Below are 20,967 nucleotides of genomic sequence, written 5' to 3'. Positions count from 1 at the left end.
GCGCGCCGACGCGCGCGAGCCGCGCTCACGCGATCGCGCCGCTCCGCTTCAGCGCCTCGATGCGCTCCCAGGGCAGGCCGAGCTCGAGCAGGAACGCCTCGGTGTCCTGCGCGTGCTCGGGCGCGCGGCGGATGGCGGGCGGCGTCTCGTCGAACTGCACGGGGCTCGCGACGATCGGGAACGTCGAGCCGTCGCCCTTGTCGACGTCGACGAGGTAGCCGTTCGCGCGCACCTGCGGGTCGTCGCCGATCTCGACCGTGTTCTGGACGGGCGCCCACTGCCCCTCGAGCGTCGCGAACGTCTCGGACCACTCGGCGAGCGTGCGCGTGCGAAGGACGGCCTCGACGAGCGCGCGCGCCTCGGCGGCGTTGCCCATGAGCTTCTCGACCGTGTCGAAGCGCGGGTCGCCGACCCATTCGGGGTGCCCGACGTGCGCGCAGAAATCGGGCCAGTAGCGGAAGGGCTGGAGCATCACGAGCGAGACGAAGCGGCCGTCCTTCGTCGCGTAGACGCCGACGAGCGGGTTGCTCGCGGCGCCGGCCGAGCCCTGCTTGTTCGAGTGCCAGGGCTCGTGCGTCTGGAGCGAGAGGTCGATCGCGAGGCCCATCGTCCACATGCCGGTCGAGAGGAGCGACACGTCGACGACCGAGGGCTCGCCGGTGCGCTCGCGTGCGAACAGCGCGGCCGCGATGCCGCCCGCGATGGTCATGCCGCCGATCGAGTCGCCGTAGCCGGGCGCGGGCTGGCCGAGGATGCCGGGCAGCATCGGCGGCGTGACGCCCGATGCGCTTCCCGAGCGGCACCAGAAGCCCGTCATGTCGTAGCCGCCCTTGTCGGCTTCGGCGCCGCGCACGCCGTAGGCCGAGCCGCGCACGTAGATGACGTCGGGGTTCTGCGCGCGGATGTGCTCGAGGTCGATGCCGAGCTTGCGGCGCGCGGGCGGCAGGAAGTTGGTGACGAAGACGTCGGCCGTCTTCGCGATCTCGTAGAGCACGGCGAGGCCGTCGGGCGTCGCCATGTCGAGACCGATGCTGCGCTTGCCGCGGTTCGGGTGCTCCATGAACGGGTTCACGTCCGTGGTGCTCATCGCGACCGTGCCGGTCTGCACGATGCCGCGCTGCGCGTCGCCGCGAACGGGGTGCTCGATCTTCACGACGTCGGCGCCCCAGTCGGCGAGCACGGCGCCGGCGGCCGGCACGTACGTCCACTGCGCGACCTCGAGGACGCGCACGCCCTTCATCGGTAGGTGCATCGGGGCCTCCTGCGAGGCGCGCATCCTACCCCGGGCCTGCGCGGGCCCGGCGGGAAAGGCGATGGATCCGGCGCGAGGCGGCTGCCGCGCTAGACGCTGAAGCGCCCCACGCCCTCGCCGAGCTGCCGCGCGCGCGCGAGCAGCGACTCGACGCAGCGCCGCAGCGCGTCGGCGCGGCGGCGGCTCTCGGCCGTGTTGTCGCGGAACACGGCCAGCGCCTCGGCGATCTTCTCGATCTCGCGGTGCTGGTTCTCGGCGGCGTCGAGGATGCCGTGCACGCCGTGCGCGACCTCCTCGACGGCCTGCGCCATGTGCCCGCTCTGCCGCGACTGCTCGGACGTCGCGTTCTTCACCTCGCGCGCGAGCTGCCGCATCTGCTCGACGCCGCCCAGCATCTCGGTCGCCACCTTGTCCTGCTCGTGCGTGCCGACGACGATCTGCTCGACGCCGCCCGCGAGCGCGCGCATCGCCTGCTCGACCTTCGCGATGTCGGCGGCCTGCACCTCGGCCGAGCGGACGATCTCGCCCACCATCTCGCCCGACTGCTCGGCGTTGCGGCGGATCTGGTCGAGCGCGCCGCCCGCGACCTCGGAGAGGCCGACGCCGCGCCGCACGTCCTGCGCGCCGTCTCCCACCGCGCGCACCGCGTCCTCGATGCCCGAGCGCACGGCCTCCATCGCGCCGGCGATCTCGCGCGTCGAGCCCGCCGTGCGATCGGCGAGGCTCTTGATCTGCTGCGCGACGACGGCGAAGGCGCGCCCGTGCTCTCCGGCCTGCGAGCTGATGATCGAGGCGTTGAGCGCGAGCAGGTTCGTCTCGGCGACGACCGCCTGGATCACCTGCACGACCTCGTCGATCATGTCGGAGCGCTCGGACAGGTCGTTCACGATCTTCTCGAGGCCCTGGAAGCGCGCGTCGATCTGCTCCATCCCGCGCACGACCTCGCCGACGACGGAGCTGCCGTGCTCGGCACTCTCGCTCGTCTTGGCCGCGAGCTGCTCGCACGTCTGCGCGTTCGTCTCGACGCCGCGCACCGACTCGCGCAGCACCTCGACCGACGACGTCGCCGAGCGCGCCGTGCCGCCGAGCGCGTCGGCGTTGCCGGCGATCTGGCGGACGGCCGCGCTCAGCTGCGAGATCGAGGAGGCCGAGGCGTCGACCGTCTCGAGCAGCGTGTCCATGTGCTCGTCGATGCGGCGCGCCGTGGCGTCGAGCTCGGTGACGCTGCTCGACGTCTCGGTCGCCGTCGACGCGATCGAATCCACGTTGTCGCGCACGGCGCGCGCCGACGCGCCGACGCGGTCGATCGCCTCGCGCGTGTCGGAGACCGCCGCCTGCTGGAGGGCCGCCTGCTCCGAGAGGCCCTCGCTCTCCTCGGCGAGCGAGTTCGCGTCGCCCGTGATCGCGAGTGCGTGCTCGCGGACGGTCGCGACGAGCAGGCCGAGCGACGCGCGCGTGCGATCGAAGGAGCGCGCGAGCACGCCGAGCTCGTCGCTGCGCCGCACGTCGGGCGCGAGCGTGAGGTCGCCGTTCGCCATCGCCTCGGCGCTGCGCCCGATCTCCTCGAGCGGCGCGGCGATCTGCGCGCGCAGGCGCGAAGCCGCGAGGCTCGCGAGCGCGAGGGCGAGCACCATCGCGCCCGTGATCGTCCAGGCGGACTGGCGGAGCACGGCGCCGCGGCCGGCCAGGCTCTTGACGAGCGTCACGTGTCCCGCCGCGACGGCGCCGTCGCCGACGGGCGCGACGAAGTGCAGCGCGCCGTCCACGTCGCGCAGCCCGTCGGGCCCGACCACCGAGGGCGCCTCGATCGCCGCCCCGCCGCGCACGTAGCGCGCGAAGACGGCGCCGCTCGCGTCGAAGATCGTCGCGGCGAGCACGCTCGGCTCGCGGTGGAGGGCGGCCAGCACCTCGTCGCCGGCCGTCCGGTCGTCGAACTCGAGCGCGGGCTGGGCGTAGATGGCGAGCACGCCGGCGAGGCTCTCGATGCTCGCCTCGGTCGACGTGCGGAAGCGCCAGATCTCGAGCGCGACCGAGGCGACGGCCGAGATCAGGAGCGCGACGCAGGTCGTGATGAGGATGGAACGCGCGAGCGCGCGTCGGATCGACGCGCGCCCTTCGCGATGGTCGTGCATGGCGCCCTCCCCGGTCATCGCACCGCGCTCGCGAGGCGCAGGAGCTTCGAGCTCACCTTCAGTCCGCTGCGATCGGCCTCGGAGCGGCTCACCTCGAAGCTCACCTTCCCGCGATCGATCTCGATCCCGATCATTCCCCCGACGCGGGCGAAGCGGTCGTACTCGGCGATGCTCAGCACGGGCTCCCCGCGCAGGTCGTGCGCGATCGAGCGCGCGAGCGTGCGCTGGTCGCGCGAGCCGAAGACGACGTGGCAGCCGCGCGCCTCGTCGACCGACGCGACGGTCCGCACCTCGATCGCGCGACTCTCGATGCGCTTGTCCGAGAGGGCGACGGCGAACGCCTCCGCGAGCGCCGCGTCCTCGATCACGCCGATCACGAGCGGCGCGTCGGCGCTCGCGAAGCTCGCCGCCGGCCACTCGACGTACTTGGCGACGTTGAAGAGAAAGGCCGAGCGCACGACGTCGTCGTCGTCCGCCCGCGCGGGAAGGGAGGGCGCGGCCGCTCCCGCGAACACCGCGACCACGGCCACGATCGCGCAGGCAGGGCTGTGGAAGCCGCGAATGCGGCGAGCGCGTACTCGAGCGTGCACCAATCCCCCCTCGCGACTTCGACGTGCCCGTACGGCGGGTTTCGGGACCGGGCTGCGCCCGACGTTCCGGGCAGCTGCCACGCGGGTGCCCATCGGCGAGGGACGCCCCCCGCTTGACGCCCAGAACGGGTAGGTCTCGGGAGATCACCGGACGCGGCGCGTTCGCGGGGCCCGGTCCGCCGCCCGCGCGTGCCGCGCGGCGCTCAGCCGCCCACGAACGCGCGGTGGAGGCGGCGCAGCGGGCCGCCGCTCGTCGCGCCGCAGATCGCGCGGCGGTAGGTCTCGACCAGCCTCCGCGTCTCCGACGGCCAGTCCTGCTCGAGCGCGCGCTTGCGCGCGAGCAGGGCGAACTGGCGGCGTCGCCCGTCCTCTCGAAGCAGCTCGGCCACGCAGCGCGCGCCGTCGAGCGGCCGGTCGGGCTCGTAGAGCCACCCTGTCTCGCCGTGCGCGACGAGGTCGGGTACGCCGCCGGCGTTCGCGGCCACGACCGGCACGCCCGACGCCATCGCCTCGAGCACGACGAAGCCGAGCGTCTCGGTCGCCGACGGCATGAAGAACACGTCCGCACTCGCGAACGCGGCCGCGAGCGCCTCGCCGCGCAGGAAGCCCGTGAACACGACGTCGAGCCCGCCGAGCGACGCCTCCAGATCCGCGCGCGACGGGCCGTCCCCGACGAGCACGCCCTGCGCTCCGGGACACGCCTCGAGCACGTTCCGGAAGGCGTCGAGCCCCTTCTCCGGCGAGAGCCGTCCCGCGTACAGCACGACCGGACGCTCCGGACGCCCGCCCGTCCACTGCATGCGGAGCGCGAGCGAACGACGACCGGGCGCGAAGCGCTCGACGTCCACGCCGCCGCGCCACAGGCCGACGTCGCGCACGCCGTGCTCGGCCAGCTCGCGCTGAGTGAAGCGCGACGGACAGAGGTTCAGATCGGCCGTGTTGTGGACCGCGCGGATCGCGGGCCACAGCGCCGGCTCGACCCAGCCGAGCCCGTGGAGCGGCGCATAACGAACCAGATCGGTGTGGTACGAGGCGACCGTCGGCAGCGCGAGCGCGCGCGCGGCCACGAGCCCGAAGACGCCGAGGAAGGCGGGTCCCACTGCGTGCACGACGTGCGGCGCGAAGCGCCGCAGGTGCCAGGCGCTACGCGGGTCCGGGAGACCGAGCCGCAGACCGGGATACGGAGGAAATCCGATCGCCGGGAGGCTCTCGATGCGCGCGCCCGCGTACTCGCGCATCGGGCAGTCCGGCGCGAAGACGAGCACCTCGTGGCCCTCGTCGCGCAGGCACCGGATGGTGTGCCGAAGGCGATTCGTGATGCCGTCGATCTTCGGAAGGAACACCTCGGTGAACAGCGCGATCCGCATTCGCGACACCTCGTCCGGGGGCCCGGGAACGCTAGGTGCCGCATCGGTCGCGCAGGGGGCCGCGCAGTGAAGAGACCGCGACATCGCCGTTCCGGGCGCGCGACGCGCGCGTGTCGGTGCGATGGCACTGCGAGCGCGCAGGGGCGCGGCACGGGAGCCGCGATCACTCGGGTCCGTCGGGGAGCGCGCCGCGACCGAGCACGCCCTCGAGCAGCACGCCCTCGCGCAGGCCCCAGTCGCAGACGCGGTAGGCGTCGAGCTCGAGCTCGCGGGCGACGGCCTCGAGCACGATCGCGCCGACCACGACGAGATCGGCGCGGTGGCGGCGGCTGCCGCGCATCTGCAGGCGCTCGGCGTGCGTCGAGCGCACGAGCGTGCGGCGGAGCTCCGCGAGGTCGGCGAGGGCGACGCGCGGCGTCTTCGGCCGCGGGCCGCGCAGCGCCGTCTTCTCGCCGAGCAGCCGCGCGAGCGCGCGCACGGTGCCGCCGGTCGCGACGCCGACGCGCGACGTCCCGCTCGCGAGGTCGCGATGGTCGGCGAGCGCGCTCCGCACGCGCTCGCGGATCGCCCGCACTTCCGGCTTCGTGATCGGGTCGTTCGCGACGAGCTCGCGCTGCAGGCGCACGACGCCGAGCGGCGTCGTCACCTCGCGATCGATCGCGCGCCGCGAGCCGACCGCGAGCTCGAGGCTGCCCCCGCCGAGGTCGAGCCCGAGCGTCGCGTCGTTGCCGAGATCGACGCGGTGCTGGAAGGCGCGGAAGATCGTGCGCGCCTCCTCCTCGCCGCTCAGGATGCGGATCGGATGGCCGAGCGCGGCGCCGATGCGCCGCGCCGTGTCGGCGCCGTTCGAGGCCGCGCGGATCGCCGCGGTCGCGACGGGGAAGAAGCGCTCGACCTTCTCGCGCCGCGCGACCTCGGCGAGCTCGCGCGCCACGTCGCACGCGCGCTCGACGACCTCGTCGGGAATCGCGCCGCCGTTGGCGATCATGGCGCCGAGCCGCAGCATCACCTTGTCGCGCACGACCGGCGCGATGCGCCCGCTCGGCGGGACGTCGGCGATCAGCAGGTTGAAGGACGTGCTCCCGAGGTCGAGCACCGCGGCGCGCACGACGCCGGCCGCCGGGTCCCAGCCGCCGCCGGTCTCGCGACGCCGCCGCGTCGCGGCGGGCTCGACGTAGGTCGCCTGCGTCGGCGTGTAGCCCTGCCCTTCGAGCACCCAGAGCGCGCCCTTGCGGCACTCGGGACGGTCGGCGTCGACGAGCTCGAGCACGCGGAGCACGCGCCCGATCACGTCGCCGTAGGTGCAGAGCAGGAGCGGCCCCTCGTCGAACGTCGGCAGGAGCTCGAGCGCGCGCGCGACGTCCTCGCCGCTCGCGAGGCGATCCTCGATCTCGACCTCGACGCCCGTGGCGGACGAGAGCGCCTGCACGGTCTGCTGGCAGCGCACGGAGGTCGCGGAGAGGATGCGCGTCGGCGGATCGGCGGCGAGCTGCGCGGCGAGCGCCTCGGCCTGCTCGCGGCCGACCTCGTTGAGCGGGCGCAGCTCGTCGTCGTCGCCGAGCCAGTCCTCGCGGGCGACGGAGCGCGCATGTCGCACGAGATAGATCTTCACGCGACCCCGCCCCCCGCCGGGTTCGATCGCCAGAACGGGTTCGATCGCCAGAACGGGTTCGATCCCGGGCTCGAGCCGATCCCGTTCGTCGCGCAGCCTATCACTCCGCTCCTCCCTCGGGTGCGCGCGTGCGCGCGCGCGCACGCGCCTGCAGCTCCTCCTGTGCGGCGACGCCGCGCTCGGTCGGCACGCGGTGCCACGTCGCGTCGACGAGCTCCCACGCGAGGCGATCGTCCGCCCACAGGAGCTGCAGCACCTCCTCGACGCGCTCGCACAGCGCGGGCGACTCGACCGGAACGACGAGCTCGACGCGGCGGTCGAGGTTGCGCGGCATGACGTCGGCCGAGCCGATCGAGTAGCGATAGCCGCGCCGCGCGCTCCCGAACCGGTAGAGGCGCGAGTGCTCGAGGTAGCGCCCGAGCACGGAGCGCACGCGCACGTTGTCCGAGAGGCCCGGCACGCCCGGGCGCAGGCAGCAGATGCCGCGCACCACGAGGTCGACGCGCGCACCCGCGCGCGACGCCTCGTACAAGGCGTCGATGATCGCCGGGTCGGAGAGCGAGTTCACCTTGAGCACGACGTGGCCGTCGCCGGCCTCCGCCTCCTCGCGGATCCAGTCGACGAGCGCCGGGCGCAGGTCGGTCGGCGCGACGACGACCTTGCGGTACGTGTCGGGCCGGCTGAAGCCCGTGAGGTGGTTGAAGAGCTTGCCGATGTCCTCGCCGAGCGCGGGGTCGGACGAGAAGAGGCCCACGTCCTCGTAGAGCCGCGCCGTCACCGGGTTGTAGTTGCCGGTGCCCACGTGGCAGTAGCGACGCAGCCCGTCGCCCTCGCGGCGCACGACGAGGATGAGCTTCGCGTGCGTCTTGAGTCCCGCCAGGCCGTACACCACGTGCACGCCCGACTGCTCGAGCGCGTGCGCCCACTCGATGTTGGTCGCCTCGTCGAAGCGCGCCTTCAGCTCGACGAGCGTGACGACCTGCTTGCCCGCGCGCGCCGCCTTCGTCACGGTGCGACCGATCGGATTCTCGGGGCCCGAGCTGCGGTAGAGCGTGTGCTTGATGGCGACGACGTCGGGGTCGTTCGCCGCCTGCTCGAGGAACGCCAGCACCGACTGGTCGAACGACTCGTACGGGTGGTGCACGAGCACGTCGCGCTCGCGCAGCACGGCGAACAGGTCGACCGGCTCGTCGGGGCCCGCGGGCGCGAACGCGCGCGGGCGGCGCGGCATCCACGGCAGGTCCTTCAGCTCGGGGCGGTCGAGCGCGGAGTAGATCTCGAAGAGCGCGCCGAGGTCGAGCATCCCGTTTCGCACGTAGACGTCGGCGTCCGAGAGCTCGAGCTCGTCGCGCAGGAGGGCGCGCGGCTCGTCCGCCATCGACGCGTGCACCTCGAGCCGCACGGCGTCCGACAGCCGCTGGCGGCGCTGCAGTCCCTCTTCCACCGCGAGCAGCAGGTCGTCGGCGTCGTCCTCGGCGAGGTCGAGGTCGGCGTCGCGCGTGACGCGGAACGAGCAGTGCGACTGCACCTCCATCCCGGGGAACACGCGGTCGAGGTGCGCGCCGATCACGGTCTCGATCGGCACGAAGGTCGACGCGTCGCGCAGGCGCAGGAAGCGCGGCAGCAGACGCGGCACCTTGATGCGCGCGAAGCGGCGCGTCGCCGCGATCGGGTCCGCGACCATCACCGCGAGGTTGAACGAGAGGTTCGAGACGTACGGAAACGGGTGCGTCGGGTCGACGGCGAGCGGCGTCAGCGCCGGGAAGATGTGCTCGTCGAAGGTGCGCGCGAGCTCGCGCCGCGCGGCGGCGTCGAGCTCGTCGAACGGCGCGACGACGATGCCGGCGTCGCGCAGCTCGCCCGAGAGCCGATCGGCCCAGATCGACTCCTCGCGCCGCTCGAGCGCGACGACGCGCTCGCGCAGCACCGCGAGCTGCTCGAGCGCCGTGCGCCCGTCGACGCCCACGACGTCGACGTCCGACTGCAGCTCCGCGTGCAGCAGCGCGACGCGCACCTGGAAGAACTCGTCGAGGTTGCGGCTCGCGATCGCGAGGAACTTGAGGCGCTCGAGCAGCGGGAGCGACGCGTCCTCGGCGAGGGCGAGCACGCGCTCGTCGAAGTCGAGCCACGACAGCTCGCGGTTGAGGAAGCGCGTCTCGCCCACTTCGCGGATCCGGCCCGTCGTGCTCGTCGGTTCGTGCGGCATGGGCTCCGTGCGGCGGCGGCGCCACGCGCGCGGAGCGCCGCCCAGTCTAGGGGCGCCCACCCGCGCGCACGGGGCCCGCGAATGACGACCCGGTGACGATTCCGCGAAGGCGAGACCGCGGCGGGCGCCGCCCGCCGCGCAGACGATCGACCGGACGCCCGCGCCGCACAACCGCGGGGTGCGCGGCCACGGCGAGGAGGTGCGGAGCCGGGGCGCCTAGAGCGGGAGGCCGCGCTCGTCGGCGAGCGCGCGCGGCGTCGCGAAGGCCGCGAGCCGCGCGCAGCCCGGGCGGAGCGCGCGCGGCGCCGCGTCGCACTCGAGCCACGCGAGCGCGCCCGTCGGCATGCCCGCGCGCAGCCGCTCGTAGGCGTCGCGGTCGCCCTCGCCCGCGAGCGCGACCGCGAGCTCGTGGATGCCGGGGTTGTGCGCGACGACGAGCACCGCTCCAGGGTCGCCGTCCGCCGGCTCCGGCAGCCGCCGCAGCCGCTCGAGCAGCGACGCCGCCGTCGCGAGGTAGAGGCCCTCCTCCACATCGAGCCGCGCGCGGTCGAGCGCCCCCGCGATCGCGAGCTCGGCGAGCGTCTCGCGCGTGCGCAGCGACGTCGAGCAGAGCACGTGGAGCTCGCCGCCCGTCGCGCGCGCGGCGAGCCACTCCCCGACGAGGCGCGCACCGACGCGCCCCTTCGGCGCGAGCGGCCGGTCGCGATCGGCGAGCCCGTCGCCGCGCTCGGCCTTCGCGTGGCGCAGAAGCAGCAGGCGCAGCGGCACGGCGCGCGCCTAGTCCGCGTCGGCGCGCGCGTCGCCGCCCGCGCCCGTCACGACGACGTGCGCGCCGCGCATCGGCGCCTGGTCGAGGTGCGGGAGGCAGAGGTACTCGTAGTCGCCCTCGCGCTCGAACGTGTGACGATAGGTGGCGCCGCGCGCGAGGAAGGGCGACGCGAGCGGCGCGTTCGTCGGCACCGTCCCGACGCCGCTCGTCACCGTGTGCGTCACCGCGTCCTCGTTGATCCACGTGACGGTCGCGCCGCGCGTCACCTCGAGCGTGCGCGGCTCGAAGCGCATGCCGCGGATGCGCACGACCGGGCCGTCGATCGGTGCGGCGGTCGCGGGCGCGGCGGTCGTCGGCGCGCTCGCGCGCGGCGCGGCCTCCGGCGCCGCCTCGGTGCGCGCCTGCGCGCCCTGCGGCGCGTCGACGCAGCGCGCGAGCGGCGCGCCGCCGCGCGTCGCGGCGTCGGCGAGATCCTCGCAGTTGCCGCTCCCCGTTCCGTCCCACATCACGTCGGCGCCGCCGCCGTAGGCGCGGGCGATCGTCGGGTGCGGGGCCACCCCGTTGCCCGAGACGTAGTTGAAGCCGATGCGCGTGCGATCGGAGAGCGGCTCGAGCGCCGGATCCTTCGCGGCCTGGTCCTCGGCGAGGCGCACGACGGCGATGCCGGCCGAGCGGTTCTCCTTCACGACGTTGTCGACGAGCTCCGTGTCGTCGGCCCCCATCACCATGAGACCGATGCCGAAGGGGAGCTTGCCGACGATCGACTCGGGGTCGCCGAAGTTGTCGCGGTCGTTGCGGAGCGAGAAGTTGCGGACGACGCGCGTGCGGAGGCCCTCCTTCTGCACCTTGCCCGGGAGCACGAAGACGAGGATGCCGGCCGTGTTGTCGTACACGAGGTTGTCGCGGACGAGGGCGTCGTTCGTGTTCTCGATCTCGATGCCGGCGACGTTGCGGTGGACCTCGTTGTGCGCGACCAGCGCGCCGTTCGACTCGCCGACGTAGATGCCCGCGTCGCGGATGCGCGTGACCGTGCAGTGCGTGATCTCGATGTTGCGCGACTGCACGGGATACACGCCGTAGAGGCCCGTGTCGTCGATGACGAGGTCCGAGAGCAGCACGCCGTCCACCCCCTGCGTCGTGACGCCGTTGCCGCGGTAGTGACGCACCTCGAAGCCGCTCATCGCGAAGGGCGAGCCCGACGCGATGACGCCGTCGCCGAGCTCGCCGCGGCCGTCGAGCACGGGGCGCGCGTCGCCGCGCACGAGGCCGCGCAGCACGATGCCCGGCCGGTCGACGGTGAGCGCCTCGTGGTACACGCCGGGCTCGACCTCGACGACGCTGCCCGCCGGCGCGGCGTCGATCGCCTCCTGGATGGAGCCGCTCGGCGCGACGCGCACGACGTGGCGATCGGACGCGGCCGCGAGCGGCGCCGCCGCGGCGACGAGCACGGCGACGAGCGCGGCGACGCGCACGACAGCGGCGGGGAGGCGCGCTGCGACGGTGCGGCCTCGCGCGCGCGTGCGAGAGCGGGCTTCGGTGCGGGTCACGATCCGTCCTCCTGCGGGTGGGCGTCGTCGCCGAGGCGCGGCACGGGAAGGCCCGACGGTACCGCGTCGGGCGTCGCGGGACGCCGCGACTCGTCGCCGAGCGCGCGCAGGAAGGCGACGAGGTCGGCGGCCTCGGCATCGGTCATCTCGATCGGGCGCACCTGCGCATCGACGCGGTCGTCGGGCACGCCGAGCGCGCGACCACCGCCGTGCCGGTAGAAGTCGACCACCTCCTCGAGCGTCGCGATCGACCCGTCGTGCATGTAGGGCGCGGTGCGGCCGACGTTGCGCAGCGTCGGGACGCCGAAGTGGCCGCGGCGCGCGGGCTCGCCCGTCGCGCCGCCGACGCCCGGGTCGTCGCTCGGCACGCCGATCGCGAGGGCGAGCGGCGCGTCGAACGTCGGCAGCCGGTGGCACTCGAAGCAGCGCGTCGCGAGCGAGCGGAACGCGCGCAGGCCGCGGCGCTCCTGCGCCGTGAGCGCCGTCGCGTCGCCGCGCGCGTGGCGATCGAAGCGCGAATCGCGCGAGACGAGCGTGCGCTCGAACGCCGCGAGCGCGCGCGCGAGGCGCTCGAGATCGACGGCGCCCGCGCGCGCGCCGCTCGCGGCACCGTCGCCCGCCCCCGGGCCGAACGCGCGCTCGAAGCGCTCGACGTACTCGGGGACCGCGCGCAGCCGCGCGAGCAGCGGGCCCGGGCGCGCGGCCATCTCTTCGGGCGAGAAGAGCGGCCCGAAGACCTGCACCTCGAGCGACGGCGCGCGGCGATCCCAGAAGAGGCGCTGCTTGAAGCCGGCGTTGTAGAGCGTGGGCGCGTTGCGCGCGAGCGGGCCGCGCGGCCCGACGGGCGTGCGCCGCCCGTCCGCGAACGCGCGCTCGGGCGCGTGGCAGCTCGCGCACGCGAGCGAGCCGTCCCGCGAGAGGACGGGGTCGAAGAAGAGCAGCCGGCCGAGCTCGACCTGCTCGGCGCTCCCGGGCGGCGCGGTCGGCGCGGGGAACGGGACGTCGAGACCCGTCGCGCGCGCGAGCCCGTCGTCGTCCGCCGGCGCCGCGAGCGGCCGCGCGGCGGGCGGCGGGCGCGCGGCGCCGGGCGGCCGCACCGCGGGCGGCGCGCACGCGAACGCACCCGCGAGCGCGAGCGCGGCGAGGAGCGCGGCGGGAGCGGACGGCGTCGACACGGCGCCTCGGGTAGCACACGGCCGGGCGCGCGCGGTCTGCGCCCTCGCCTAACGCGCGGCGCTCCAGCCGAGCTCGTCCGCCCGAGCGCGCGCGATCGCGGGCACGTCCGCGGCGACGAGCCGCTCGTGCAGCACCTGCACGCCGATCAGGTGGTTGAACACGGCGTCGAGCGTGTTGCGCGTCGCAGCGGTCGTGGCCGGGTCGTCGTGGAGCGCGAACAGCGCCGCGACGCCGTCGCGCGACAGGAGCCCCGCCTCGTCGATCGCCTCGGCCGACAGGTGACGGCGCGCGAGCCCCTGCATCGCCTGCCACTTCTTCGGGTCCGTGTGCGCGGGCGGCGCCATGAACGCGAACTTCTGGCGCTCGTAGAGCACGCGCGGGAGCAGCCCCTTCATCGCCTCGCGCAGCACCCACTTCTCGGTGCGGCCGCGGATGCGCACCGACGGAGGCAGCGTCGCCGCGAGCTCGGCGAGGTGGTGGTCGAGGAAGGCCGGCCGCGCCTCCATCGAGTTCGCCATGTCCACGCGGTCGCCGCCCCACGTCAGGATCTGTCCCTCGAGCATCGTCTTGATCCAGACGTACTGCGCGCGGTCGAGCGGATGGCGGCCCTCGAGCGCGCTCGCGTCGAGCGCCTCGGCGATCGCGCGGCCGGGCTCGTAGCCGGCGAGCGACGCGCGGCGCTCGGGCTCGATGAGCGCGGGCACGTGCGCGGCGCACGCGAGCCACGGCTGCAGGCACGCGGGCGTGAAGCCGACGCGCGCGGTGAGCGCGGGGTCGTCGATCTCGCGCTCGGCGAGCATCGCGCCGCGGACGAGCGCGTTCGCGTCGCGCAGGTCGCGCCGCCAGCGCGCGCGCTCGTCGGGCGGGAGCTCGTCGAGGCCATGCAGGAAGAGATCGTTGCGGAAGGCGGGATAGCCGGCGAAGAGCTCGTCCGACCCCTCGCCCGTCACCACGACCTTGTAGCGCGCCTCGTTCACGTGGCGGCTCATCAGGAGCTTCGCGACCGCGAGCGTGTTGTAGACGGTGCGCTCCGTATGCCAGAGCGTCTCCTCGAAGTGGTCGTAGAGGTGCGTCGCGTCGAGGCGCAGCACGTCCTGCTCGGCGCCGACGGCGAGCGCCATCTCGCGCGCGATCGGCGTCTCGTCGTACTCGTCGCTGTCGAAGCCGATCGTGAACGCCTTGACGGGCGACTGCTGGACGGCCGACGCGAGGCCGAGGATCGAGCAGGAGTCGATGCCGCCCGAGAGGTAGCAGCCGACGGGCACGTCGGCCTCGAGCCGCAGCTGCACGGCCTCGAGCAGCTTCTCTCGCACGGCCTCGATCGCCTCGTCGTCGGACATCCGCGCGTGCGCGCCGCCTTCCGGGAACGGCATGTCCCAGTAGCGCCGCTCGCGGATCTCGAGCCGTCCGTCGCGGCGCCGCACCGTGAGCACGCTGCCCGGCGCGACCTGCCGAACGCCGGCGAAGGCCGTCGTCCCGGGCACCATCGTCTGCATCAGCTGGTGGAAGAGGCCGGCGGAGTCGAAGCGGCGCGGCACGTCCGGGTGCGCGAAGAGCACCTTCAGCTCGGAGCCGAAGACGAGCGTCTCGCCCACGCGCGTCCAGTAGAGCGGCTTGATGCCGAAGCGGTCGCGCACGAGCGAGAGCGTCTGCGCGTCGCCGTCCCACAGCGCGAACGCGAACTCGCCGCGCAGCTCGGGGAGCGCGGCGTCGAGGCCGCCGCGCTCGCACAGGTGCAGCACGATCTCCGAGTCGCTCTTCGTGCGGAAGCGCGCGCCCTGCGCGACGAGGTCGGCGCGGATGCGCTTGTAGTCGTAGAGCTCGCCGTTCTGCGCGAGCAGGAAGCGGCCGTCCGCGCTGCGGAACGGCTGGCGCCCGCGCTGCTCGTCGAGGTCGATGATCGAGAGTCGCGCGTGGCTCATGCCGACGCCGTCCTGCGCCTCGACGCCGAACCCGTCGGGCCCGCGGTGGTGCTGGATGGCCGCCATCGCGACGAGCGTCGCGGGCGCGACGGGGCGCGACGGGTCGGCGTGCAGCACGCCGGCGATTCCGCACATGCAGGGCCTCCTAGACGTACGTCTTGAGCAGCGCGGAGAGGAGCGCCATCCGCACGAACACCGCGCCGCGCGCCTGCGCGAAGTACCAGTTGTGCGGCGTCGCATCGACGCTCGGGTCGAGCTCCTCGCCGCGCGCGAGCGGGTGCAGCACGACGGCGCCGGGCTTGAACGGCGACTCGGCCGTGAGCCGGAAGCGCGCGCCGATCGACTCGTAGCTCGTGCCCTTCCACGCGATCGCGTTGATGTAGACGACGTCGAGCGAGGGCAGCGTCGCGTCGAGGTCGGCGGAGACGTCGATGCGCAGGCCGGCCTGCTCGAGCTCCTCGCGCTGGCCCTTCGAGAAGGGCGCTTCCTCGTCGGTCACGATCACGACGCGGTCGATCACGTCCGCGAAGCGCGAGAGCAGCACGAGCAGGCTGCGCACGGTGCGCATGCGCCCCGGCACGCCGATCACGCCGATGCGCACGGGCTCGCACGGCTCTCCCGAGGCGATCGCCGGCCGCCACTTGAGCAGCGCGTACACGTCGGCGAGCGCCTGCGTCGGGTGCTCGTCGAGCCCGTTGCCGCCGTTCACGATCGGGATGCGCAGCGTCTCGAGCATCTCGTAGACGGCGCGTTCGTCGGAGTCGCGCAGCACGACGAGGTCGCCGTACTGGTTCAGCATCTCGCCGATGTCGCGCAGCGACTCGCCCTTCGCGAGCCCGGTCGACGTCGGGTCGGTGATCGACATGACGTCGCCGCCGAGCCGGTGCCACGCGCTCTCGAACGAGAGGCGCGTGCGCGTGCTCGGCTCGTAGAAGGCGCTGATCAGGATCTTGCCGGTGAGCGGACGGTTGATCCGCTGCGGCTGCGTCTCGTAGCGCGCCGCGACGCGGCAGAGCTGCACGACCTGCTCGCGGTCGAACTGGTGCGCCGAGATGATCGGCCGGTTCGCGATGTCGAGCAGCGGGCCGAGATCCTCGGACACGCGCTCCATGAATTCGCGCGGGCGCTCGAACCCCTGGACGTCGAGCGGACGCTCGTCCGCCAGTGCGGCGCCGAGCCGCGCGCGGAAGTCCTCGGTCACCACAGCCTCCCGCTCCGCGCGTCGCGCACGAACAGCACGACCAGGACGACGGGCGCGATCGAGCTCAGGATCGTGGCGCCGGTGACGAGCCACGTGAGGAAGTCGGCGGAGGCGGTCACGATCGGCCCTCCCCGTCGGCCGCGGCGAGCCGCGACCAGTCGAAGTCGCCGGGCGCGATGCGCGCGGCCAGCCAGACGGCGAGCATGGACACCGCCGCCGACGCGAGCGCCGCGACGTAGAAGCCGATCGCGAAGTAGGCGACGAGCCCGGCCGCCGTGCCGCCGACCATGCCCGCGACCGCGCCGGCGGCGTTCGCGCGGCGCCACACGAGGCCCGCCGCGATCGGCCAGATCGTGCTCGCGACGAAGGCGCCGGTGAAGTGCAGCAGCTCGGCGAGCGTGGCGAGCCGCGGCAGACAGAGCGCCCACGTGAGCAGGCCGAGCCCGAGCACCACGTAGCGCGCGGCGCGCGCGAGCTCGTCGGGCGTCGCCGAGGGCCGCACGTGGCCCTTGTAGAGGTCCGTCAGCACGAGGTCCGACGTCGCCGCGAGCAGCGAGTCGAGGCTCGATGCGAGCGCGGCGAACACGACGATGAAGACGATGACGGCGCCGCCCTCGCCGAGCAGGTTCGCGGCGACCATCGGGCCCACCATGTCGGCGGCCGGGACGTTGAGCCCGAGCGCGGGAACCGCGAGCGCGATCATGCCCGCGACGATCGGGATCGGCAGCCACAGGAGGCCCGCGATCAGGTACGCCGGGAGGCCGACGCCCTCGCGGAACGCGAACGCGCGGCTCCACCACACGTTCGAGTGGAAGATCTCGCCCACGCCGAACAGCAGGTTGTTGAACAGGAACATGATCGCGGCCGGGAAGAGGAGGTTCAGCAGCTCGGGCCGTTCGCGCGCGAGCGACGCGTGCATGACGTCGAAGCCGACGCGATCGATCGCGAGCCACGCGAGCGCGACGACGCCGACGAGGATGATGAGCGTCTGCAGGAAGTCCGTGCCGATCACCGCGCGCAGGCCGCCGAGCAGCGTGTACAGCACGCAGATCGCGACGATCACGCTCATGCCGACGCGGTACTCGATGCCCGTGAGCGCGTGGATCAGCACGCCGCCCGCCATGCCCATCGAGATGAGCCACCCGAGCGCGTAGAAGAGCGACACGCCGAGGAAGACGCGCCACGCGAGCTTCCCGTAGCGCAGGCGCACGAAGTCGCCGCTCGTGAATCCGCCCGGCATGAGCGTGCGGATGCGACGCGCGAGCGGCGCGAAGAGCAGCAGGCCGACCGCGCCGAGCGAGTAGCCGACCATGCCCCACACGCCGAGCTGCAGCGCGAGCTGCGGCGCGGCCATCGTGGTGTTGCTCGTGACCCAGGTGGCCATCGTCGTCGCGACGCCGAGCGCGAGCCCGACGCGGCGGCCCGCGAGCATGAAGCCCTCGAGGTCGCCGGCGTCGCGGCCGAGCCACCATCCGAGCGCCACCCACAGCACGCTGAACGCCGCGAGGATCGCCCAGCCGATCGCCGGGTCGAGCACGCCCGCCGCGACCTCACCCATCGGCCGCGACCCTCGCCGCCTCGCGGCTCGCGAGCTCCTCGACCTCGGCGATCGCGGCCGCCGTGGTCAGCACGCGCGCATAGCGATCCTTGAGCGTCGTGATCGCGGCGTGCTGGAGATCGGGCGTCACCGTCGCGCACCCGTCGGAGACGAGCGTCGTGTAGTAGCCGAGGTCGCAGGCGTCGCGGATCGCGGTCGACACGCACTCGTTCGTGTAGACGCCGACGACGAAGAGCGCCGTGACCCCCATGTTGCGCAGCACGTAGGACAGGTTCGTCGCGTTGAAGACGCCCGACGCCGTCTTGTCGATCACGATCTCGTCGCCGTGCGGCGCGACGATCTCGAGGAACTCCGCCTCCTTCGAGCCGGGAGGCGCGTGCAGGCCGAGCCGCTTGTGGCCCGCGCTGCGGTCGCGCCCGTCGCGGGTGAGCGAGCGGATGCGCGTGTGCACGACCTCGAGCCCCGCGGCGCGGAACGCCTCCTGCAGCCGGTGCACGTTCGGGAGCACGATCCGCTCGAGGCGGTCGAAGTAGTAGTCCTGCGCCTCGAGCGGCACGCCCGCGGCCTCGGCGTCCGCGAACACGCCGTGACCGCGCGCGGCGTCGAGGTACTGCATGTCGATGCACAGGAGCGCCGTGTGCGCGGTCGCGAGCGAGCGCCGCAGCGCCGGCGCCTCGACGAACGCCTCCCGGTAGCTGTCGCGCAGCGGGTCGACGTTCAGGAAGGCGGGCGCGCCGCCGCCCTCCGCGCCGCGTCCGCGGTCGGCGCTCATCGCGCGAGCTCGACGAGCGCGTGCAGCAGGACGTTCGCGCCGAGCTCGATGTCGGCGGGCGACGTCCACTCCGCGGGCGAGTGGCTGCGGCCGGCGCGGCTCGGGACGAAGATCATCCCGGCAGGCGCGATGCGCGCGATCATCTGCGCATCGTGCGCGGCGCCGCTCGGCATCGCGAGCGGCTCGGTCCCGAGCGCCGCGCAGGCGGCGCGCGCGGCGTCGACGACGCGCGCGTCGCACGCGACCGGCGCGAGCTCGCTCACGACCTCGTACTCGAAGCGCAGGTCGCGTCGGCGCGCGACCGCCGAGAAGGCGCGCCGGAACGCGGTCGAGAGCTCGGACAGCGAATGTGCGTCGGTGTCGCGCACCTCGAGCGCGAAGCGCGCCTCGCCGGGAATCACGTTCGCGGCGCCGGGCACGAGGTCGACGCGCCCGACGGTCGCGCGGCTGCGCGGCCCGCCGTTCTCCTCGAGCACGCGGTCGATCTGCGCCGCGACCTCGGCGAGCCCCTGGAACGCGTCGCGGCGCATGTCCATCGGCGTCGTGCCGGCGTGGTTGGTCTCGCCGAGCAGCCTCACGTCCCAGCGGAAGAGCCCGGTGATCGCGTCGACGACGCCGATCGCGTGCCCCGTGCGCTCGAGCACCGGCCCCTGCTCGATGTGGAGCTCGACGTAGGCGTGGATGCTGCCGGCTTCGCGCTCGGCGCCGAGCGCGTCGTGCGCGCGGTGCCCGGCCGCGGCCATCGCGTCGACGAGCGTCGTGCCGTCGAGGTCGCGCGCGCGCTCGATCGCGTCGGGCGTGAGCTGCCCGCTCATCGCCTGCGAGCCGAGCATCCCGCCGAAGCGGCCCTCCTCGTCGCTGAACGCGACGAGCTCGACCGTGCGCGCGAGCCCGGGCCCGCGCTCGGCGAGCGTGCGCAGCGCCTCGAGCCCGCACAGCACGCCGAGCGCGCCGTCGAGCTGTCCGGCGCCCGGCACGGTGTCGATGTGCGAGCCCGTCATCACGCACGGGAGGTCGGTCGAGCCCGGAAGGCAGGTGCCGAGGTTCGCCGCGCCGTCGACGTGCACGGCGAAGCCCGCGTCGCGGATGCGCTGCGCGAGCCACGCGCGCCCCGCGCGATCGCCGTCGCCGAAGGCGCGCCGGTCGAGCCCGCCGCCCTCGACGCGCCCGATGCGCGACAGCGCGTCGAGGTCCGCGGCGAGGCGCCGCGCGTCGATGCGCAGCGCTTCAGCCATCGGCGCCCGCCCCGCCCTCGGGCTTCGACAGCACGAGCACGGTCGTCGCGCCGAACACGAACGCACCCACCGCGAACGTCAGGAGCGCGCGCGCGAGGTCGTGGTGCGCGACCTCGACCGCGACCGCGTCGCTCACTGCGTCGCCGCGGCGTGTCAGCCGGTAGTGATAGGTGCCGTCGGGACGACCGCTGACGAGGCGCGCGCGATCCGGGCCTTCGTACAGCGTGCGGGCGTCGGCGAAACCTGGCTCGCTCGCTTCCTCGAGCGCCGCGTCCTCGCTCGCCGACCAGCGCAGCTGGTAGACGCCGTCGGTCGAGTGCGCGGTGGACGCGGAGAGCTCGGCGGCGCCGGCCGAGAGGGGCGCCACGAGCGGGGAGAGCAGGAGCCCCACGAGACGGATCCGGCGTCCGCGACGCGGCGGACGCCGACGAGCTGGCAGGTCGAAGAAGATGACGCGCGCCCCTCTGGAGAGGCGCCGAGAATGGACGGAATCGCCCGGCGGTGCAACCGCGTGCCGTTCTCGGCGCACTCAGGGGCGCGACGCGTTCCGATCGGTGTCGCGGCGCGTCGCCGCGGCGACACCGGAGCGTGTCGACTAACGTTCGCCGCGCGCGAAGCGGCGGAACCCCGACGCGCTCCAGTTGTCGTGATCCTCGCCGAAGCCGCGCCGCCCGCCGTTCCACTCCCAGTCGGTGAGGCAGTTCCACGTCCAGAGGTTCGGGTTCAGGTGCACGCCGATGACGTTCAGGCAGGTGCCCGTCGCGTCGAGCGTGCGGCCGAGCTCGTCGGTCGCGGTGAGTCGCACGCGCGTCGGATGGAGATCCTTGCGCTCGAGGACCTCGCGGCGTCCGGAGACGAGCTTCGACCACACGCCGTCCTCGAGCAGGAAGCCGTGGAACGCGACGCAACCGTCGCCGAAGTCGCCCGTGATCGCGTGGAAGGCGTCGCGCTCCGAGGCCGTTCCGTAGGTGTAGCCGCCGTGGACGTTCGTCGAGTTCGGGTGCAGCGACGCGCCGATCTGCGAGCGCAGCCCCCACGAGCGGTCGCGCATGCCGAAGGCGTCGACGTCGATCACCTCGTCGCGGATGCGGATCGTGCCCGTGTACCGGCACGGCTGGTCGAGGTGGCCGTGCGCGAGGTAGTTCGGCGCGCAGATCCCTTCGGCGACGAGGTGCACCTCGACCTCCTGTGCGTCCGGGTCGAGGTAGTGGAGCTCGTACTTCCGGAGCGGCTCGAGGCAGCGGTAGTGGATGCCGTTCGCGAGCCGGATGTCCGTCAGGTCCTGGCCCTCCGGAATCGGCAGGTGCCACAGGTTCTTCGCGTAGAGGCAGTTCCAGATCTGGCTGCCGCTCTCGTCCCAGAAGAACGCGCCGCCCGACGTGACGCCCTGGTTCGGGCGGAAGAAGGGGTACAGCTGCCCGGAGAGCCTCCGCTCGGGCACCGCGAACGTGAACCAGCACGTCTCGGTCCAGAACGGGTCGTCGGAGGTCGGCGGGTGGAAGCGGTCGTCGGGGTGCATCTCCATGCCCGCATTCCAGCAGGCCGCACCCCCGAAAGTAAAGAGCGGCCGGCCCCGTCCTCGGGGCCGGCCGCTCCGCGGCCGTTCGCAGTGCGCGCCGCGCGGCGCG

At 73.9% G+C, this 20,967-nt stretch carries 17 protein-coding genes; all 17 read right to left on the bottom strand.

Annotation, left to right across the window (positions count from 1 at the left end):
• Positions 1-25 precede the first annotated feature (25 nt).
• The 17 genes from R3E88_02365 to R3E88_02285 all read right to left on the bottom strand — a co-directional run bounded on the left by R3E88_02365 (position 26) and on the right by R3E88_02285 (position 20,864).
• A complete protein-coding gene (locus R3E88_02365; GenBank protein MEZ4215294.1) occupies positions 26-1,252 on the bottom strand; it encodes a CoA transferase in 1,227 nt (408 codons plus the stop codon).
• Between the two features lie 89 nt (positions 1,253-1,341).
• Complete coding sequence (locus R3E88_02360; GenBank protein MEZ4215293.1) at positions 1,342-3,384, bottom strand: methyl-accepting chemotaxis protein; 2,043 nt, start codon at positions 3,382-3,384, stop codon at positions 1,342-1,344.
• 14 nt (positions 3,385-3,398) lie between these two features.
• The gene (locus tag R3E88_02355; GenBank protein ID MEZ4215292.1) at positions 3,399-3,908 is read right to left on the bottom strand and encodes a YfiR family protein; all 510 of its coding nucleotides are present in this window, start codon (positions 3,906-3,908) and stop codon (positions 3,399-3,401) included.
• A 269-nt stretch (positions 3,909-4,177) separates the two neighbouring features.
• The gene (locus tag R3E88_02350; GenBank protein MEZ4215291.1) at positions 4,178-5,341 is read right to left on the bottom strand and encodes a glycosyltransferase family 1 protein; all 1,164 of its coding nucleotides are present in this window, start codon (positions 5,339-5,341) and stop codon (positions 4,178-4,180) included.
• A 163-nt stretch (positions 5,342-5,504) separates the two neighbouring features.
• Entirely contained in the window at positions 5,505-6,953 is a 1,449-nt protein-coding gene (locus R3E88_02345) for a histidine phosphatase family protein (protein ID MEZ4215290.1), read from the bottom strand.
• Between the two features lie 100 nt (positions 6,954-7,053).
• Complete coding sequence (ppk1, locus tag R3E88_02340) at positions 7,054-9,159, bottom strand: polyphosphate kinase 1 (protein ID MEZ4215289.1); 2,106 nt, start codon at positions 9,157-9,159, stop codon at positions 7,054-7,056.
• A 216-nt stretch (positions 9,160-9,375) separates the two neighbouring features.
• Complete coding sequence (locus R3E88_02335) at positions 9,376-9,927, bottom strand: histidine phosphatase family protein (GenBank protein MEZ4215288.1); 552 nt, start codon at positions 9,925-9,927, stop codon at positions 9,376-9,378.
• A gap of 9 nt (positions 9,928-9,936) precedes the next feature.
• Positions 9,937-11,475: a parallel beta-helix domain-containing protein gene (locus tag R3E88_02330; protein ID MEZ4215287.1), complete on the bottom strand. Its 1,539-nt coding sequence runs from the start codon at positions 11,473-11,475 to the stop codon at positions 9,937-9,939.
• Positions 11,472-12,650: a cytochrome c peroxidase gene (locus tag R3E88_02325; protein MEZ4215286.1), complete on the bottom strand. Its 1,179-nt coding sequence runs from the start codon at positions 12,648-12,650 to the stop codon at positions 11,472-11,474. The genes R3E88_02330 and R3E88_02325 overlap by 4 nt, the downstream gene beginning before the upstream one ends.
• 48 nt (positions 12,651-12,698) lie before the next feature.
• Entirely contained in the window at positions 12,699-14,708 is a 2,010-nt protein-coding gene (asnB, locus tag R3E88_02320; protein MEZ4215285.1) for an asparagine synthase (glutamine-hydrolyzing), read from the bottom strand.
• A gap of 10 nt (positions 14,709-14,718) precedes the next feature.
• Positions 14,719-15,738 (bottom strand): aspartate carbamoyltransferase, encoded by a 1,020-nt coding sequence (locus R3E88_02315; GenBank protein MEZ4215284.1) that lies wholly within the window; start codon positions 15,736-15,738, stop codon positions 14,719-14,721.
• Positions 15,739-15,770: 32 nt separating this feature from the next.
• Positions 15,771-15,893: a hypothetical protein gene (locus tag R3E88_02310; GenBank protein MEZ4215283.1), complete on the bottom strand. Its 123-nt coding sequence runs from the start codon at positions 15,891-15,893 to the stop codon at positions 15,771-15,773.
• Positions 15,890-17,332, bottom strand: a complete 1,443-nt coding sequence (locus R3E88_02305; protein MEZ4215282.1) for a sodium:solute symporter family protein — start codon at positions 17,330-17,332, stop codon at positions 15,890-15,892. The genes R3E88_02310 and R3E88_02305 overlap by 4 nt, the downstream gene beginning before the upstream one ends.
• On the bottom strand, positions 17,325-18,104 hold the full coding sequence (locus R3E88_02300; GenBank protein ID MEZ4215281.1) for an isochorismatase family cysteine hydrolase: 780 nt from the start codon (positions 18,102-18,104) through the stop codon (positions 17,325-17,327). The genes R3E88_02305 and R3E88_02300 overlap by 8 nt, the downstream gene beginning before the upstream one ends.
• Positions 18,101-19,339, bottom strand: a complete 1,239-nt coding sequence (locus R3E88_02295) for a Zn-dependent hydrolase (GenBank protein ID MEZ4215280.1) — start codon at positions 19,337-19,339, stop codon at positions 18,101-18,103. The genes R3E88_02300 and R3E88_02295 overlap by 4 nt, the downstream gene beginning before the upstream one ends.
• Positions 19,332-19,730 carry a hypothetical protein gene (locus tag R3E88_02290; GenBank protein ID MEZ4215279.1) on the bottom strand — a complete coding sequence of 133 codons (399 nt, stop codon included), beginning with the start codon at positions 19,728-19,730 and terminating at the stop codon, positions 19,332-19,334. The genes R3E88_02295 and R3E88_02290 overlap by 8 nt, the downstream gene beginning before the upstream one ends.
• A gap of 204 nt (positions 19,731-19,934) precedes the next feature.
• Positions 19,935-20,864, bottom strand: coding sequence for a hypothetical protein (locus R3E88_02285; GenBank protein MEZ4215278.1), 930 nt, complete (start codon positions 20,862-20,864; stop codon positions 19,935-19,937).
• Between the last annotated feature and the right edge of the window lie 103 nt (positions 20,865-20,967).

The organism is Myxococcota bacterium (assembly GCA_041389495.1).
Lineage (GTDB): Bacteria > Myxococcota_A > UBA9160 > UBA9160 > UBA4427 > JAWKRT01.
This window is presented reverse-complemented; position numbering and strand designations above follow the sequence as displayed.

What these genes read in the sequence shown, in the direction of transcription:
- R3E88_02295 (MEZ4215280.1), bottom strand. Translation starts at nt 19,339, where the DNA reads ATGGCTGAAGCGCTGCGCATCGACGCGCGGCGCCTCGCCGCGGACCTC.
- R3E88_02300 (MEZ4215281.1), bottom strand. Translation starts at nt 18,104, where the DNA reads ATGAGCGCCGACCGCGGACGCGGCGCGGAGGGCGGCGGCGCGCCCGCC.
- R3E88_02350 (MEZ4215291.1), bottom strand. Translation starts at nt 5,341, where the DNA reads ATGCGGATCGCGCTGTTCACCGAGGTGTTCCTTCCGAAGATCGACGGC.
- asnB (MEZ4215285.1), bottom strand. Translation starts at nt 14,708, where the DNA reads ATGTGCGGAATCGCCGGCGTGCTGCACGCCGACCCGTCGCGCCCCGTC.
- R3E88_02365 (MEZ4215294.1), bottom strand. Translation starts at nt 1,252, where the DNA reads ATGCACCTACCGATGAAGGGCGTGCGCGTCCTCGAGGTCGCGCAGTGG.
- R3E88_02360 (MEZ4215293.1), bottom strand. Translation starts at nt 3,384, where the DNA reads ATGCACGACCATCGCGAAGGGCGCGCGTCGATCCGACGCGCGCTCGCG.
- R3E88_02285 (MEZ4215278.1), bottom strand. Translation starts at nt 20,864, where the DNA reads ATGGAGATGCACCCCGACGACCGCTTCCACCCGCCGACCTCCGACGAC.
- R3E88_02305 (MEZ4215282.1), bottom strand. Translation starts at nt 17,332, where the DNA reads ATGGGTGAGGTCGCGGCGGGCGTGCTCGACCCGGCGATCGGCTGGGCG.
- ppk1 (MEZ4215289.1), bottom strand. Translation starts at nt 9,159, where the DNA reads ATGCCGCACGAACCGACGAGCACGACGGGCCGGATCCGCGAAGTGGGC.